Origin of the sequence: Micromonospora luteifusca, from assembly GCF_016907275.1 — a bacterium.
In the GTDB taxonomy this organism is placed as follows: domain Bacteria; phylum Actinomycetota; class Actinomycetes; order Mycobacteriales; family Micromonosporaceae; genus Micromonospora; species Micromonospora luteifusca.
The window spans coordinates 4048796-4064015 of sequence record NZ_JAFBBP010000001.1; the positions used below are offsets into that span (position 1 = coordinate 4048796).

The following is a 15220-nucleotide window of genomic DNA, read 5'->3' on the forward strand; positions in this document are numbered from 1 at the left end:
AGGTCCACGGCCCGACCGCAACAAGCGTCCGCCGGGGTGCACGACAAGATTTGCGTGAAACTGCGCGGGAAAGCGGGTATCAGCTCGTGATGCCGCAGCGTGGCCGTACCTTGTGCAGTTCTTCACAACCAGTCCCACTGACTCGGAAGGCTGCCCGGTTTACGCTGAGGCCAATCCCAGGTTTCCACGAAGGCGACGCATCGCGCCGCTGAGTCTCGTGCATCCCATAGATCGGTCAGCGTCGACCACAAGGAGATGTGTCATGGTTGCTCCGGCTGTTGTGCGGGGTATTGATCAGGCCCCGACGTCCCATCCGAAACTGCTCGCCTGGGTCCGTGAGGTTGCGGAACTGACCACCCCCGACCGTGTCGTCTGGGTGGACGGGTCCGACGAGGAATGGCGCCGGCTCACTGACGAGCTGGTCGAGGCCGGCACACTGATCCGGTTGAACCCGGAGAAGAAGCCCAACTCGTTCTACGCGCGCACCGATCCGACGGACGTCGCGCGGGTCGAGGAACGCACCTTCATCTGCTCCGTCGACGAGGCGGACGCCGGCCCCACCAACAACTGGATGGCGCCGGCGGAGATGAAGCGGACGATGACCGATCTCTACCGCGGTTCGATGCGCGGTCGCACCATGTACGTCATCCCGTTCGTCATGGGCCCGGTCGAGGCCGAGTCCCCGATGTTCGGTGTGGAGATCACCGACAGCCCGTACGTGGTCGCCTCGATGCGCATCATGACGCGGATGGGCACCCGGGTCCTCGAGGCGATGGGCAACGACAGGGACTTCGTGCACGCGCTGCACTCGATCGGCGCCCCGCTCGCCCCCGGGCAGCAGGACGTCGCCTGGCCGTGCAACGACACCAAGTACATCTCGCACTTCCCGGAGAGCCGGGAGATCTGGTCGTACGGCTCCGGTTACGGCGGCAACTCGCTGCTCGGCAAGAAGTGCTACTCCCTGCGGATCGCCAGCGTGATGGGCCGCGACGAGGGCTGGCTCGCCGAGCACATGCTGATCCTCAAGATCACCTCGCCGGAGGGTCGGGTCCACCACATCGCGGGCGCCTTCCCGTCGGCCTGCGGCAAGACCAACCTCGCCATGGTGGAGCCGACCATCCCCGGTTGGAAGGTCGAGACCATCGGTGACGACATCGCCTGGATGCGGTTCGGCCCTGACGGTCGCCTCTACGCGGTCAACCCGGAGTACGGCCTGTTCGGTGTCGCGCCCGGCACCGACTGGAAGACCAACGCCAACGCCATGCGCACCCTGGACCGGGGCAACTCCATCTTCACCAACGTGGGCCTCACCGACGATGGCGACATCTGGTGGGAGGGCATGGGTGAGCCCCCGGCGCACCTGATCGACTGGAAGGGCAACGACTGGACGCCGGAGAGCGAGGGCCTCTCCTCGCATGCGAACAGCCGTTTCTGCACTCCGATCACCCAGTGCCCGATCCTCGCCGACGAGTACTTCGACCCCAACGGGGTGCCGATCGACGCGATCCTTTTCGGTGGTCGCCGCAAGGACACCATCCCGTTGGTGACCGAGGCCCGTGACTGGGTCCACGGTGTCTACATGGGTGCGACGCTCTCCTCGGAGACGACGGCCGCCGCGTCCGGCGCGGTTGGTGTGGTCCGGCGGGACCCGATGGCGATGCTGCCGTTCATCGGCTACCACGCGGGCGACTACTTCCGGCACTGGATCGAGATGGGCAAGGGCACCGACGGCGACGAGGCGAAGCTGCCGAAGATCTACTACGTCAACTGGTTCCGCAAGGACCCGGACGGCTCGTTCCTGTGGCCGGGCTTCGGGGAGAACGCCCGGGTGCTCAAGTGGGTCGTCGAGCGGATCGAGGGCACGGCCGACGCGGTCGAGACCCCGGTGGGCATGGTTCCGGCACCCGACGCGCTGGATGTCGAGGGCCTGGACATGACCCCGGAGGACGTTCGGATCGCCCTGAAGGTCGACCCGGACGAGTGGCGCAACGAGTTGCCGATGATCACCGAGTGGTTCGAGAAGTTCGGTGACAAGCTGCCCGGCGTGCTCTGGGCCGAGTTGGACGCGCTGCGCGCACGTCTGGACGCCGCGCAGCCGCAGCGCTAGGTGTGAAGTCCGCTCCCAGCGGGCATCATCGGATCTCATGAGGACGGCCGCCGAGACCCAGGTCCGGCGGCCGTCCGCCGTCCAGGCGCTCACCTTTTTGCTCGCGACGACGGCGGCGGCCACCGTCGTGGTCGAGGTGCTCAATTGGTGGTACGCCCCGGAGCAGGGCTTCGGTCTGGCGGTGCGTACCGGCTGGGCGATGCTGCGCTCGTTCGGCTTCCTGCTGCTGATCGGGCACGTACGCAAGGGCCGGACGGTGGCTCGCCCGTTCGGGCTGATCCTCGCGGTCACCACGATCTTCGCCGTCGGCCGGTTGATCGTGCCCCGCCAGGGGGTGCCGCCCCTGCCCGGCTTGCTCGGCTTCGCCGTGCTCACCGCGCTCTGTGTGGCGGTGGTCTGGCTGCTGTACCGCTCGTCGGCGCTGGCCGGGCACCTCGTCCGGCACCGGCCACGACTGGTCATCGACCGGGCCGGCTTCTCCTGGCGGGAGACCCCGCCCCGACGGCCGGAGGCCAGCGCCTGGCTGTTGACCAGCCGGGTGGCGGCGTTCACCTACAGCCCGCTGATGCTGGTGCCGGCCCTGGTGGCCGGGGGCGCCATCCTGGACGGTCGGCTGACCGCGCTACCGGCCGTGTTGTTCTGGTTCGGCGCCGGCCTCGCGGCCAGTTACGCGGTGCTGTTCTGCACCGCGTTCCTGATGCGGGGCAAGGACTGGGCGCGTGGCCTGCTGCTCGTCGTCACCCTGGTCGTGCTCGCCGTGGACCTGCCGCTGTGCTGGTGGCTGCTGGGTGTGGACGGCCTGGTCCGCGACGGTGGCCCGCTGCTCGCCGCGGCTGCGCTCGTGCTCTACGGCCTGCGCCGCGCGGCGCGCACCGTCGACGCCGTCCCCGGCTGACGGCGGCACGATCCCGAGCTCGGCCAGCCGGCAGCCGCACGGTGGCATCCACCACGTGACCAGGTAGTCGCAGCCGCTGTAGAGCTGCCCCAGATATGGGGCGTGCCCACGCCAAGTCGCGCCGGCACCCCCGGGTGGCACCTCCGGGCGGCGGGCCGCGCGGCGCGCACCGTCGACGTCGCCCCCGGCTGACGGCGGCACGATCCTGTGCCCGGCCGGCGGGCAGCCTCGCGGTGGCATCCACCTATGAGCAGGTAGTCGCAGCCGCTGTAGAGCTGCCCCAGATATGGGGCGGGGGCCCAGGCGAGGTTGCTCCCGCGTCTGTGCCCTTCCGCGTGCCGACACCCAGGCCCGGCCTCCATCCCGCCCGCGTCCGTATTCACGCCCTTCGAGGACCGTGTCAGGTGCCCCGGATTTGGGGCAGGTCTACAGGGTGGTTGGGTAGTGACGGCTGGTCTTCGCTGTCCCGCTCGCGTCCGTATTCACGCTGTTCGGGGACCGTGTCAGGTGCCCCGGATTTGGGGCAGGTCTACAGGGTGGTTGGGTAGTGACGGCTGGTCTTCGCTGTCCCGCTCGCGTCCGTATTCACGCTGTTCGGGGACCGTGTCAGGTGCCCCGGATTTGGGGCAGGTCTACAGGGTGGTTGGGTAGTGACGGCTGGTCTTCGCTGTCCCGCTCGCGTCCGTATTCACGCTGTTTGAGGACCGTGTCAGGTGCCCCGGATTTGGGGCAGGTCTACAGGGTGGTTGGGCAGGACGGCTGGCCTTCGCCGCGCTGGTGCCTCCCGGCTTGAGCGGCGGCCCTTCTGTCGCCGAGCCTGGACTGCTCGTGGCTGTCGCTGGAGTCATTCGCGTTTCCCGCTGGAAGTCGACGCCGTGCGGGTGCGGCCCGCACGAGCGGGCAGGAGGCAGGATGGCGGGTGGCGCCGGTCACAACGGTTGGGATGGGCGGCGCAGGCGGATCGGGGCGGTGCGGGAAGACACAGCCGCGCCGCGTTGGTCGGAGGGAGGCGCGCGGTGAGCGACGAGTTCGACGTGGTGGTGGTGGGAGCGGGGCCTGCTGGGGCGGCCGCCGCGCTGACAGCGCGGCGGGCGGGTGCCAGTGTGCTGCTGCTGGACCGGGCCGACTTTCCCAGAGACAAGGCGTGTGGCGACGGGATCGCCGCGCACTCCGTGGACGTGCTCGCCGAGTTGGGGGTGCCCGAGGCGGTGGCGGGCTACGCGCCGCTGCCCGCGCTGCGGATGATCGCGCCGGGTGGCGGCGCCGTGGCCCGGGCGCTGCCCCGACCCGCGTACACCGTGCCTCGGGAGGTCTTCGACGCGCGGCTGGTGGCGGCCGCGGTGGCGGCCGGTGCGCAGCTACGCCGGCACACCGTGCGCCGGGTCGAGCCGCGCGCCGACCGGGTGGTGCTCGACGGGGAGTTGTCCGGCCGGGTGGTGGTGGGCGCGGACGGCGCGGGGTCGGTGGTTCGTCGGGCGCTCGGGCACCCACAGAATCCCGATCGGCACCTGGCGCTGGCCATCCGGGGGTACGCCCCGGCTCTGCCCGGCCCGTCCGAGCAGCTCATCGTCACCTCGAAGGCGCGCTGGCCGGCGTACGCCTGGTCGTTTCCGATCGGCGACGGACGGGCGAACGTCGGGTACGGGGAGGTGCTGCGCGGTGAGCCGCTGAGCCGCGCCTACCTGCTGGACCGACTGGCCGCGCTGTTGCCCGGCACCGACCTGGCGACGGTGACCGCGCTGCGCGCCCATCACCTGCCGCTGTCCACCCACCGGCCGACCCCAGGGCAGGGTCGGACGCTGCTGGCCGGGGACGCGCTGTCGCTGATCAACCCGTTCACCGGGGAGGGCATCTTCTACGCGCTGCTCTCCGGTGCGCTGGCCGGTGCGGCGGCGGCCCAGGCGCCCGAGGGGGCCGCCCACCGCTACGCCCACGGGTTGCGTCGCCGTCTCGGCACCCACCTGCGGCACAGTTCGGTCGCGGCGTGGTTGGCGCGGCGCCGCCGAGTGGTGGACGCGGCGGTCCGGGCTGCGCATCGGGACGACCGCGTGTTCTATGACGTGGTCGAGCTGGGGTTGGGTGACGGACGTCTCACCGCCCGCACGCTGGCCATGATCGGTGTCGGCCTGCCGGGCGCGGATGGGGCTCCGAGGCGGTGATCTGGCTGATGGGTCGCTACGCTGCTAGGTGATGACGCTGCGGGACCTTATCTACTCCGTGTACGAGCGCCGGCTCACGGCGAAGCTCGCGGGTAAGCCGGTGCCCCGGCACGTCGGGGTGATGTGCGACGGCAACCGCCGGTGGGCGAGGGAGATGGGCTTCGTCGACCCGAACGACGGGCACCGGGTCGGCGCGGCAAAGATCAAGCACGTTCTCGGTTGGTGTGACCAGGCTGGCGTCGGGCACGTCACCCTCTATCTGCTGGCCACCGACAACCTGCGCCGACCAGCGAGCGAGCTGGACCCCCTCCTCAAGATCATTGAGGACCTGGTGGTGGAGTTGGCGGAGGAGGGCAACCCCTGGCGGCTGCGCATCGTCGGGGCGCTCGACCTGCTGCCGGCGCAGACCGCGGCGGCGCTCAAGGGCGCCGAGGAGCGCACCCGGGAGCGCACCGGCGGCGCGGAGGTCAACATCGCGGTGGGCTACGGCGGTCGCCGGGAGATCACCGACGCGGTCCGCTCGCTGCTGCTGGAGCACGCCGCCACCGGCGGCACGATCGAGGAGTTGGCCGAGGTGCTGGACGTCGAGCACATCGCCGAGCACCTCTACACCCGTGGCCAGCCCGACCCCGACCTGGTCATCCGCACCAGCGGAGAGCAGCGGCTGTCCGGTTTCATGCTTTGGCAGTCCGCGCACTCGGAGTTCTACTTCTGCGAACTCAACTGGCCGGATTTCCGGCACATCGACTTCCTGCGCGCGCTGCGCTCGTACGCCACCCGGCAACGCCGCTACGGCGCCTGACCCGGCCGCCGACGCGTCTGTCGCCGGCCGGCCAGGTCAGGGCAGGTGGGTCAGCGCCTGGGTGAGGAAGTCGCCCAGGGCGGCCGGGGACTCGATCGTCAGGTCGGCGGCGGTGGCCACCTCCTGGCCGGTCTCCGGGTTGGCCACGGCCACGCAGACACCCAGGAAATCCGGGTCGGCGGCGGCGCGGGCGCGCAGCGCGGCGAAGGCCTTGATGTCCGAGACGTCGTCGCCGAAGTACCAGGCGCCGGTGGCATCCTTGATCGCCTCGCCGATCACCATGCCCTTGTCCCGGTCGACCGGCGGCTTGAGCTCCAGCACCATCCGCCCGGCCTGCACCCGCAACCCCAGCCGGTCCGCCTGCGCCTGCCCCCACTGCTGCACGGTCGAGCCGAGCTGCGGAGCGGTACGCCAGTGCAGCGCGACGGAGAGCCGCTTGAACTCGACAAGCGTGCCGGGCGGCAGCTCTGCCCGGGCCAGGTCGGCCAGCTCCGCCATGGTCGGCACCCAGGGCAGCGCGGCCGGCTCGGTGACGGTTTCGCCGCCCGAGTGGCTGTGCTCCAGCCCGTAGAGGCCGTAGAGGTCCACACCGGCGAGCCCGCCGAGCTGATCCCGAAGGAACTCGACGGGCCGGGCGGAGACGATCGCGACCCGCTGCACGACAGGGGCCAGCGCCTCGATGGCGGCCAGCGCCTTGGGCGCCGGGCGCACCGCGGTCGGATCGTCGTCGACGGGCGCGAGCGTGCCGTCGAAGTCGAAGAAGAGCACGGTCCCGGCCGCCCGGCTGGCAGTTATTCGCCAGGCCTGGTCGGCGTTCAACGGGGTTTTCGGCGGCTGATTGCCCAGATTCAACGGCGGCACGCGCGTCAGCGTACCCCGGCGATCCAGGCTCATTCCTGGCCGAGCGGACCCGTTTGGCGCTACGCGATCAGCGTTCGGCGGCTCCTCGTCCGCGCCGGCCGAACGGCACCACCGCCGCCTCCTGGCCGTGGCTCAACAGGTAGCCCTCCACGAACCCGGTGTTGCGATCGCCGGTGTGGTTCTCGATCTCGTTGAGCCGGGCCACCAGGAACTCGGTGAGCGCGCTGATCCGGTCGTTCATCCGCTCGTGCAGCTCGGCGACGACGGCCAGGACGACCGCGGTGCCGGCGGCGATGAGCACAAAAAGGTTGACGAGCAGCGGAAGCTGCCCGCCGTTGACCGCGAGGGTCACCGCGTTACCGGTCGCCCACAGTGTCATCGACACCGTCGCGACCACGACTGCCAACCACTTCAGGGTCATGGGCAGACCCCTCCTTATGTCCCGCAGGGCTGGGTTCGGCCTTGTCCCGTCCCCCCCGCCGATGACGAGCCCAAGCAGTACGAATAGGGACGCTAGCGTGCCCGTTCCAGCCCCGGAGCCAAACGAATGAACCCGACCAGGCGTTCTTTCGCTATCTGAGGAACTACCCTGCCTGATTGCCCCTATTGCGGACATCGACCGGCAACGTTGGACGGTATGCGAGGTATCTGATGGTTTCGCGGATGTGGAACTTCTCCGCGTCCGACACGTTCGGATCGACCAGGCGGCGCAGCAGTGCCTCCACGTCGGGGTCCATCGGAGGGGCGGGCTGGCCGGCACGGGGGCCGGTCGCGGTGCGGTCCCAGCCGAGTGCGGCGAAGGCGGCGGCCGGGTTCAACCCCAGGCCCTCGCAGAAGGCGACCACCCGTTCGGCCTCCGGGTCGCTGGCCCAGTCGCCTCGAACCCACCGGTTGATGGTCTGCCGGGAGACGCCGGTCCGCCGGGACACCTCGGTGCCACTCCAGGCCCGGGTCGCCCGCGCCTCGTCCAGGGCGCGCCGGACGAAGGTGGCGAAGGCGATCTTCCGCGCATTGGCCGTCTCGGTCACCCCGTGACGGTACGGCCAGCCGGTTGCGGGCGTGTGCCCCGGCTCGCCACTGTCACGCGGACGTGACGGGATCTTCGGATTTCCGGTAAACGATTCTGTGCCACGGTTGAGGGGTGTCACGCGGGCAGAATAGATGCCCATAGTGGCGAACGTAAGCGGACGAAAAGCTGATACTGTCACGCCCATGGGACAATCTACGGTGTGTCACGTGCATGAGACGATTGGTGCTCACATGCGTCATGCCCCCGGTGCCAAGGGGGTGTGGTGACCGAGCTCGCCACCCGCGCCCAGGCCTTCGGGCTGATCGCCGAGGGGGTGGCCGCGGGGCTGACCGCCCCCTGGCGCCTCTACCTCGCCCGAGGCTGCCGCTACCTGTCGCTGAGCGTCGGCGACCGCGCCGAGTGGAACGCCTGGCGTACCCATCTCGGCTGCCCGGAGCTGAGCGTCCGGGTCTACGACGCCGGCGGCGAGATCCGCCGGTCCTCGATGGCCGAGATCGTGCTGGACGGCTGCCGGATCAGCGTCGAGCTGGTCGAGGAGGTCAGCACCGACGACCTGGACCGGCTGCTCGTCGCGGATCCCACCACGATCGAGCCGGAGGAGCGATGACCTGGCGTCCCGGCTGGGCCGGAGTTGCCCGATGAGCCCGTTCCTCGCGGTGTTCCTCGTCCTGGTGCTCGGCGCCACCAGCTACGCCGCCGGCCGGTTGCACGGGCAGCTCAGTTACCGCATCGGCTACCGCTTCGGCTACCGGCAGGGCTACTTCGACGGTGACCGGGGCGCCTGGAACCGGCGTCGTCGCGACGCACAGGCGGCGATCGCCTCCGCCCTGTCGGTCTCCCCGGCTGGCGCCGTCCGCTCGGCGGCCACCGTCGCCCGCCCCGGCACCACGTACACCGGCTCGTCGTTCTCCGCGCCGGCCGCCCCGATCACCGGACGGCACCCGACCGGCACGCTCGTTCGACGTACCGGCTGAGGTCGGTGGGCACCAGCCCGGCGGCCGGCGCCATGAACGCGGTGCGTCGTCCGCGGCGGACACGCACCGTTGGGGTCACGTCAGACCGGTGACGGTGGCCCCACCCGGCCGGGATGCGCGCAGGGGGCATGCATCCCGGCCGGTTCCGCCGCGCCCACCGTCGGCATCCGCGCTGGTGAGGGCCCCGACCGGCGGGTGTGCGCACACCCGTCTTGGGAGATCCACGTCCGGCCTCTAGCCGGAAGGGTCCGGCGGGGCTAGCGTCTAGGCATGGCACGGGGTTCTCCCGAGCCAGCCGGTCCGCCCGGATCTGCGACCTCGCGCATGGGGTTCCGCATCCGACCCCGTGTCCCCGGGCACCGGAGGAGGCGGAACACGGGTGGCGGGTGCCCATCCGTCGGAGCAGGCCTGTGACGACTCGCCGTACCACCGCCGGTGCCGACCAGACCCCGGCCGCGACTGCCACGACCCGCCGCGCCACCAGGAGCCGCCGTTCGGCGGCCGCCGCGCCGGCTGACCCCAAGGAGCCGCGACCAGCCGGCCAGGCCTTTGTCCTGGACACTTCCGTGCTGCTCTCCGATCCGGCGGCGTTCCACCGGTTCGCGGAGCATGAGGTGGTGCTGCCGCTGGTGGTCATCACCGAACTGGAGGGCAAGCGGCACCATCCGGAGCTGGGCTGGTTCGCCCGGCAGTCGCTACGGATGCTCGACGATCTTCGGGTCCGGCATGGCCGACTCGACCGACCGGTGCCCGCCAACGACGTCGGTGGCACCCTGCGGGTGGAGCTCAACCACACCGACGACGGCGTGTTGCCGCCCGGTTTCCGCACCGAGAGCAACGACGCCCGGATCCTCTCCGTCGCGCTCAACCTCGCCGCCGAGGGGCGGGAGGTGACCCTGGTCAGCAAGGACATGCCGCTGCGGGTCAAGGCGGCCTCGGTGGGCCTGCGGGCCGATGAGTACCGCCACGGCCAGGCCAGCGACCCGACCTGGACGGGCATGTCCGAGATGGAGTTGAGCGAGGAGCAGATCGGCCAGCTGTACGCCGGCGAGACGCTCGACCTCGACGAGGCTGCCGGGCTGCCCTGCCACACCGGCCTGGTGCTGCACTCGGGGCGTGGCTCCGCGCTCGGCCGGGTGCTGCCGGACAAGTCGGTCCGGTTGGTCCGGGGCGACCGGGAGGCGTTCGGGTTGCACGGCCGCTCGGCCGAGCAGCGTATTGCTCTCGACCTGTTGCTCGACGAGGCGATCGGAATCGTCTCGCTTGGCGGCCGGGCCGGCACCGGCAAGTCGGCGCTGGCGCTCTGCGCCGGGCTGGAGGCGGTGATGGAGCGTCGCCGGCACAAGAAGGTGATCGTGTTCCGCCCGTTGTACGCCGTCGGTGGTCAGGAGTTGGGCTACCTGCCGGGGTCGGAGTCGGAGAAGATGTCGCCGTGGGCCCAGGCGGTCTTCGACACGCTCGGCGCGGTGGTGCATGAGAACGTGCTGGAGGAGGTCACCTCGCGGGGCATCCTCGAGGTGCTGCCGCTGACCCACATCCGGGGGCGCAGCCTGCACGATGCCTACGTGATCGTGGACGAGGCCCAGTCGCTCGAGCGTGGGGTGCTGTTGACCGTGCTGTCGCGGATCGGGCAGGGCTCCCGGGTGGTGCTGACGCACGACGTGGCCCAGCGGGACAATCTGCGGGTCGGCCGGCATGACGGGGTGACCGCTGTCATCGAGGCGCTCAAGGGTCATCCGCTGTTCGCTCATGTCACCCTCAGCCGTTCGGAGCGGTCTCCGATCGCCGCGATGGTCACGGATCTTCTGGAGGACATCCCGATCTAAAGGTGCTTATGCGGGCTTTTGTCCGCATTTGAAGTGTGGCACAAATCACAAACAGGGCGGTTGGTTTCCCATCAGCCTCACTGTGCGCAATCGTGTCCCACGAGCGTCCACGCACCATCGGTATCGTTGGTGATCGTTCGTCCCGAGACGGACGACATCGGCGGCGGTCGGTGCGTCAGCGCGACCGGCAACCGGTCGGGGCGCTCGTGGCACGGCTGACGGCCCGCCTGTGGCCCGCGCCGCGCCGCGTCCTTGCCCCCGACGAAGGGACCACTTCGTGAGTCGGCTGTGGAGCCGGTTGGGTGCCCGTACGGCTGCTGTGGCGCTGCTCTCCGTGGGCGTTGCCGGTGGCTTCTACCTGGGCGACGACCGGGAAACCCAGCAACAGGGCCTGACCGCGCAGGTCGGCCTCGAGGTCGACCGGGCCGATCTCGCCTACCAGCGGGAGCGGCAGGCCGCCCACCAGGTGAAGTTCGCCCAGCAGCGGGCCGCCGAATACCAGGCCAAGCTGCGCGCGGCGGAGGCCGCCAAGGAAGCCGCCGAGCGGGCCCGCAAGGCCGAGGCCGCCGCGGCGTCCCGCAAGCGTGAGCGTGCGGCGGCCAACGCGACCGCCAAGCCGTACACCGGGCCGATCCCGGCGTCCTGCGAGGAGTTCAGCGGCAACCGCAAGACCGGCTGCGCGCTGATGATCGGCGCGGGCTTCGGCATCGCCGAGTTCCCCTGCCTGGAGAAGCTCTGGACCAAGGAGAGCGGCTGGAACCACAAGGCCAACAACTCCTCGTCCGGGGCGTACGGGATCCCGCAGGCCCTGCCGGGCAGCAAGATGGGTAGCGTCGCCAGCGACTGGCGGACGAACCCGGCCACCCAGATCACGTGGGGGCTGGGCTACATCAAGGGCAGGTACAAGACGCCCTGCGGCGCCTGGAGCTACTTCCAGAACAACGGCCACTACTGACGGTGTCGACGGCGGGGCGGGTGGGCGACCAACCGCCCCGCCGTCGCGCGTACACCGGTCTGCTCGGACGGGACGCGAGTGGCGGTCGGCCGCTTTTGCTGATAGCAGTTGTGGGGTGACCCTGCACCCGTCAAGTGGCGACCCCTACCGGTTCGGCACCGAGGCGTTCTACGCCGCCCTCGGCCGGGCATTCGTCGCCATGTGTGCGGTGATCCCGTTCCTCTTCCTCATCGAGGCCGTCGACCAGGGGCTCGCGTTCGGCCTGGACGCCACCGCCGGCATCATCCCGCAGCGCATCGACGGGCTGGACGGGGTCTTCTTCTCCCCGTTCCTCCACCACGGCTTCGACCACCTCTACAGCAACAGCATTCCGCTGATCCTGCTGGGCACCTTCGTCCTGGCCGCCGGCGCCCGCCGGTTTCTCTGGTCGACCCTGGTCATCATCCTGGTCAGCGGGCTCGGCGTCTGGTTCACCGGCTCACCCAACTCGGTGGTCGTCGGCGCCAGCGGCGTCATCTTCGGCTACCTGGGCATCCTGCTCACCCGGGGCATCGTCGAGCGCAGCTGGTGGAACTTCGCGGTCTTCCTGCTGGTCGGCCTGCTCTACGGCTGGCAACTGGTCGGCATCCTTCCCACCGACGAGCGGATCTCCTGGCAGGGCCACCTGTTCGGGCTGCTCGGCGGGGTGGTGGCGGCGATCCTGTTCCGCCGTCGGCGGCCGGCCGTGGATGGCCCGGACTACTCGGGTTCCACGCTCAGCCTGCCCTGACCAATTCCTCGGCGCGCCTCTGGGACGTGCTTGCCCGACCGCCGCCGTCCGCCTACGGTCGAGATCAGCAAGCGTTGATCCGTAAGCGGAAAGCGACGGTACGCCATGCGCGAGGTCGATGTCGCCGTGATCGGGGCCGGTCCGGCCGGTCTCTTCGCCGCGTACTACGCAGGGTTCCGGGGGTTGTCGGTGGCGGTGATCGACGCGCTGCCAGAGCCGGGCGGTCAGGTCACCGCCATGTACCCGGAAAAGTTGATCCTCGACGTGGCCGGCTTCCCCGCCGTCAAGGGTCGGGACCTGGTGGCCAACCTGGTCGCCCAGGCCGCCCCGTTCGCGCCCCGATACCTGCTCGGCACCCGTGCCGAGAAACTCTCGTACGCCGATGATCACCCGGTGCTCGGCCTGGCCGGCGGCGAGCAGCTCGGCTGCGGCGCGGTCGTCGTCACCGGCGGCCTCGGCAGCTTCAGCCCCCGGCCACTGCCGTGCGCCGACGGCGCCCCCGGCACCGGGATCGTCTACTTCGTCACCGACCCGACCGAGCTGACCGACCGGGACGTGCTGATCGTCGGTGGCGGCGACTCGGCCTTCGACTGGGCGCTGGCGCTGCAGCCGTTGGCCCGTTCGGTGACCCTGGTGCACCGACGGGAGAAGTTCCGGGCGCACGCCTCGACGGTCGCCCGAGTGCTGTCGCTGCCGGTGCGGGTGGTGGTCAACGCCGAGGTCAGCCGGCTGATCGGGGACGGCACGGTGACCGGCGCCGAGGTGACCGTCCGCGGTGGTGCCACCGAGACGCTCCCGGTGGACACCGTGGTGGCCGCCCTCGGCTTCACCGCCGACCTGGGCCCACTGGCCGAGTGGGGTCTCCGGCTGGACCGCCGGCACATCCTGGTGGACAGCGCGATGGCGACGAACCTGCCGAGGGTCTTCGCCGCGGGTGACATCACCGAATACCCGGGCAAGGTCCGGCTGATCGCCACCGGGTTCGGTGAGGCCGCGACGGCGGTCAACAACGCGGCTGTGGCCATCGACCCGAGCGCACACCTGTTCCCCGGGCACTCCTCCGATGCCGGCTGACCGTCGGTACCGGACACAGACCGCCCCGTGTCCGGATCGAGACGCGCCGACCCGACCCTGAGGGGATGACGGGCCCCGAGACACCGCGAGACGGCGCGCCGACGACGCTGGCCTGGCTCTGCCACCCGGTCACCCTGCTCGCACTGGTCGTCCTGGTGGTCAACGACCACCTGCTGAAGGCGGCGCTGCCCGGCCTGTTGACCGGCAAGCTGAGCGACGTCGCCGGTCTCGTGCTCGCCCCGCCGCTGGTCGCGGTGCTGCTGACCCTCCTGGTGCCGCGGTTGCCGGCCCGGGCCGCCGCGCTGGCTGGCCTGGTCGCCGTAGGTGCCGGGTTCGCGCTCGTCAAGACCAGCGGGTACGCGGCCGAACTCGCCTCGTCGGCCTGGACCGTGCTGGCCGGGCCGTCGCTGGTCCGGGCCGACCGGACCGATCTGCTCACCCTGCCGGCGCTCGGCCTGGCCTGGTGGAGTTGGACGCGGTCGCGTCGCCGACCGGTGCGCCAACGGGCCGCCCGTCTGGTCCGACTGCTGGTGGTGTTACCGCCAGCGGTGTTGGCGGTGGCCGCCACCAGCGTGATCCATTACCCGTACGCCGTGGGGGCCGCCCTGCTTGATGGTCATCCGGCGGTGTCGTTCGGGTCGGGATACAGCAGCGAGACCTGGCCGATCGGGCCGGCGGACGGACAGTGGTCGGTCAGCGAGGACGGGGGGACCACCTGGCGGCCGGCTACCGAGAGCGAGCGGGAGCGACTGGACGACCAGGACTCTCCTCGCCGGCAGGCGTGCGTACCGGACGAGCCCCGGCGCTGCTACCGGGCGGTCGCCGGGCACCTGCGGGTGGAGCAGAGTGACGACGCCGGTGTGACCTGGCGGGTCGCCTGGGAGCTGCCGGACGGGCAGCGCGAGGAGTTGGCGCGCCAGCAGGAGAGCCCGGGCGACATCGACCAGCACTTCGCCTCCCGGGAGCTGATCGTCTATCCCGCCGTCGGCGGTGGCCACGAGGTGCTGGTCGCCAACGGTCGGGACGGCATCCTGCACCGGAGGTCGGACGGCGGATGGCAACGCGACGGCTTCCTCGCTCAGACGGAACTGGAGGGCACCCGCTGGGACGATCCGCCCCCGCTGGACGGCGGCACACCCGGCGGCCGCCAGACCGACCTGGTGCTCGCGATCGCGCTCGCCCTGACCCTCGGCATCACGGTCACCGTGCTCGCTTGTCACCTGGCGATTCGCCGCGGTGGAGGTCCGCGCTGGTGGGGTTTCGTCGGCGGCGTATTGGTGCTGGTCGCGGGGATGGTCGTGGCCGGGGTATGGGAGCGCGAGGATGACCTTTTGACGTTCGATGCCCTGCTGCTCGTCGTGCTGCCAACAGGTGTCGTGACGGCGGTGGCCCTGATCGTCCGAGCCTCCTACCAGGGCGCGCTGACCCGCTGGGTCGGTTGGGTGCTCACCGGGCTGCTGCTCACCGTGCTGCTGTCCGGGTTGCCGCTCGCCGGTTGGCTGGTCGGCACCCCGTCGCAGAGCAGGGTCGCGGTGGCGCTCGCCCTGCTGGCCACGGTGCCGGGCGTGCTGCTGGCCATCCGGATCGCCAGGCTGGTCGACCCGGCCCGCGCGTACGAGCGTCGGTATCCGCCGCGCCCGCCCTACCCGCCGTATGCGCCCTACCCGCCGTATGCGCCCTACCCGCCGCCCCCGCCCTACCCGCCGGCGGTGTCTGATCCGCCGTACCCGTCGCAGCTGCCGCCGCGCTGAACATTCGGCGGGAGGCC

Annotated in this window: 14 protein-coding genes and 1 pseudogene; 11 read left to right on the top strand and 4 right to left on the bottom strand. The window is 70.8% G+C overall.

The annotated features are described in order from the left end of the window. Nucleotides 1-36 precede the first annotated feature (36 nt). Nucleotides 37-126: pseudogene (locus JOD64_RS33965) on the bottom strand (GtrA family protein); the annotation flags it as partial. Between the two features lie 136 nt (nucleotides 127-262). Here JOD64_RS33965 and JOD64_RS18450 point away from each other — a divergent pair. From JOD64_RS18450 to JOD64_RS18465, 4 genes are all read left to right on the top strand, one after another. Continuing rightward, a complete protein-coding gene (locus JOD64_RS18450; protein WP_204943353.1) occupies nucleotides 263-2107 on the top strand; it encodes a phosphoenolpyruvate carboxykinase (GTP) in 1845 nt (614 codons plus the stop codon). 37 nt (nucleotides 2108-2144) lie between these two features. After that, entirely contained in the window at nucleotides 2145-3002 is an 858-nt protein-coding gene (locus tag JOD64_RS18455) for a hypothetical protein (RefSeq protein ID WP_204943354.1), read from the top strand. Nucleotides 3003-4018: 1016 nt separating this feature from the next. Next, on the top strand, nucleotides 4019-5161 hold the full coding sequence (locus tag JOD64_RS18460) for a geranylgeranyl reductase family protein (RefSeq protein ID WP_204943355.1): 1143 nt from the start codon (nucleotides 4019-4021) through the stop codon (nucleotides 5159-5161). A gap of 31 nt (nucleotides 5162-5192) precedes the next feature. Continuing rightward, the gene (locus JOD64_RS18465) at nucleotides 5193-5963 is read left to right on the top strand and encodes an isoprenyl transferase (protein WP_184181455.1); all 771 of its coding nucleotides are present in this window, start codon (nucleotides 5193-5195) and stop codon (nucleotides 5961-5963) included. 36 nt (nucleotides 5964-5999) lie between these two features. On the opposite strand, the gene otsB is transcribed toward JOD64_RS18465, so the two are convergent. The 3 genes from otsB to JOD64_RS18480 all read right to left on the bottom strand — a co-directional run bounded on the left by otsB (nucleotide 6000) and on the right by JOD64_RS18480 (nucleotide 7852). Beyond that, a complete protein-coding gene (gene otsB / locus JOD64_RS18470) occupies nucleotides 6000-6824 on the bottom strand; it encodes a trehalose-phosphatase (protein ID WP_204943356.1) in 825 nt (274 codons plus the stop codon). Nucleotides 6825-6891: 67 nt separating this feature from the next. After that, nucleotides 6892-7245 (bottom strand): hypothetical protein, encoded by a 354-nt coding sequence (locus JOD64_RS18475; RefSeq protein WP_204943357.1) that lies wholly within the window; start codon nucleotides 7243-7245, stop codon nucleotides 6892-6894. A gap of 163 nt (nucleotides 7246-7408) precedes the next feature. Then, nucleotides 7409-7852, bottom strand: coding sequence for an XRE family transcriptional regulator (locus tag JOD64_RS18480; protein WP_204943358.1), 444 nt, complete (start codon nucleotides 7850-7852; stop codon nucleotides 7409-7411). 264 nt (nucleotides 7853-8116) lie between these two features. Between JOD64_RS18480 and JOD64_RS18485 the strand changes: the two genes are divergently transcribed. The 7 genes from JOD64_RS18485 (at nucleotide 8117) to JOD64_RS18515 (ending at nucleotide 15203) form a co-directional block, all read left to right on the top strand. Beyond that, a complete protein-coding gene (locus JOD64_RS18485) occupies nucleotides 8117-8461 on the top strand; it encodes a hypothetical protein (protein ID WP_204943359.1) in 345 nt (114 codons plus the stop codon). A 31-nt stretch (nucleotides 8462-8492) separates the two neighbouring features. Continuing rightward, nucleotides 8493-8828 (top strand): hypothetical protein, encoded by a 336-nt coding sequence (locus tag JOD64_RS18490; protein ID WP_204943360.1) that lies wholly within the window; start codon nucleotides 8493-8495, stop codon nucleotides 8826-8828. 410 nt (nucleotides 8829-9238) lie between these two features. Next, nucleotides 9239-10654 (top strand): RNA 5'-3' helicase PhoH2, encoded by a 1416-nt coding sequence (gene phoH2, locus JOD64_RS18495; protein WP_204943361.1) that lies wholly within the window; start codon nucleotides 9239-9241, stop codon nucleotides 10652-10654. 277 nt (nucleotides 10655-10931) lie between these two features. After that, nucleotides 10932-11609 carry an aggregation-promoting factor C-terminal-like domain-containing protein gene (locus tag JOD64_RS18500; RefSeq protein WP_204943362.1) on the top strand — a complete coding sequence of 226 codons (678 nt, stop codon included), beginning with the start codon at nucleotides 10932-10934 and terminating at the stop codon, nucleotides 11607-11609. Nucleotides 11610-11724: 115 nt separating this feature from the next. After that, nucleotides 11725-12378 carry a rhomboid family intramembrane serine protease gene (locus tag JOD64_RS18505; protein WP_184181466.1) on the top strand — a complete coding sequence of 218 codons (654 nt, stop codon included), beginning with the start codon at nucleotides 11725-11727 and terminating at the stop codon, nucleotides 12376-12378. Nucleotides 12379-12483: 105 nt separating this feature from the next. Beyond that, a complete protein-coding gene (locus JOD64_RS18510) occupies nucleotides 12484-13452 on the top strand; it encodes an NAD(P)/FAD-dependent oxidoreductase (RefSeq protein ID WP_204943363.1) in 969 nt (322 codons plus the stop codon). A gap of 65 nt (nucleotides 13453-13517) precedes the next feature. Further along, complete coding sequence (locus tag JOD64_RS18515) at nucleotides 13518-15203, top strand: hypothetical protein (RefSeq protein WP_204943364.1); 1686 nt, start codon at nucleotides 13518-13520, stop codon at nucleotides 15201-15203. Nucleotides 15204-15220 lie beyond the last annotated feature (17 nt).

Coding starts and splice junctions, on each gene's coding strand:
- JOD64_RS18450 (WP_204943353.1), top strand. CDS start 263: ATGGTTGCTCCGGCTGTTGTGCGGGGTATTGATCAGGCCCCGACGTCC.
- JOD64_RS18455 (WP_204943354.1), top strand. CDS start 2,145: ATGAGGACGGCCGCCGAGACCCAGGTCCGGCGGCCGTCCGCCGTCCAG.
- JOD64_RS18465 (WP_184181455.1), top strand. CDS start 5,193: ATGACGCTGCGGGACCTTATCTACTCCGTGTACGAGCGCCGGCTCACG.
- JOD64_RS18475 (WP_204943357.1), bottom strand. CDS start 7,245: ATGACCCTGAAGTGGTTGGCAGTCGTGGTCGCGACGGTGTCGATGACA.
- JOD64_RS18490 (WP_204943360.1), top strand. CDS start 8,493: ATGAGCCCGTTCCTCGCGGTGTTCCTCGTCCTGGTGCTCGGCGCCACC.
- JOD64_RS18510 (WP_204943363.1), top strand. CDS start 12,484: ATGCGCGAGGTCGATGTCGCCGTGATCGGGGCCGGTCCGGCCGGTCTC.
- JOD64_RS18515 (WP_204943364.1), top strand. CDS start 13,518: ATGACGGGCCCCGAGACACCGCGAGACGGCGCGCCGACGACGCTGGCC.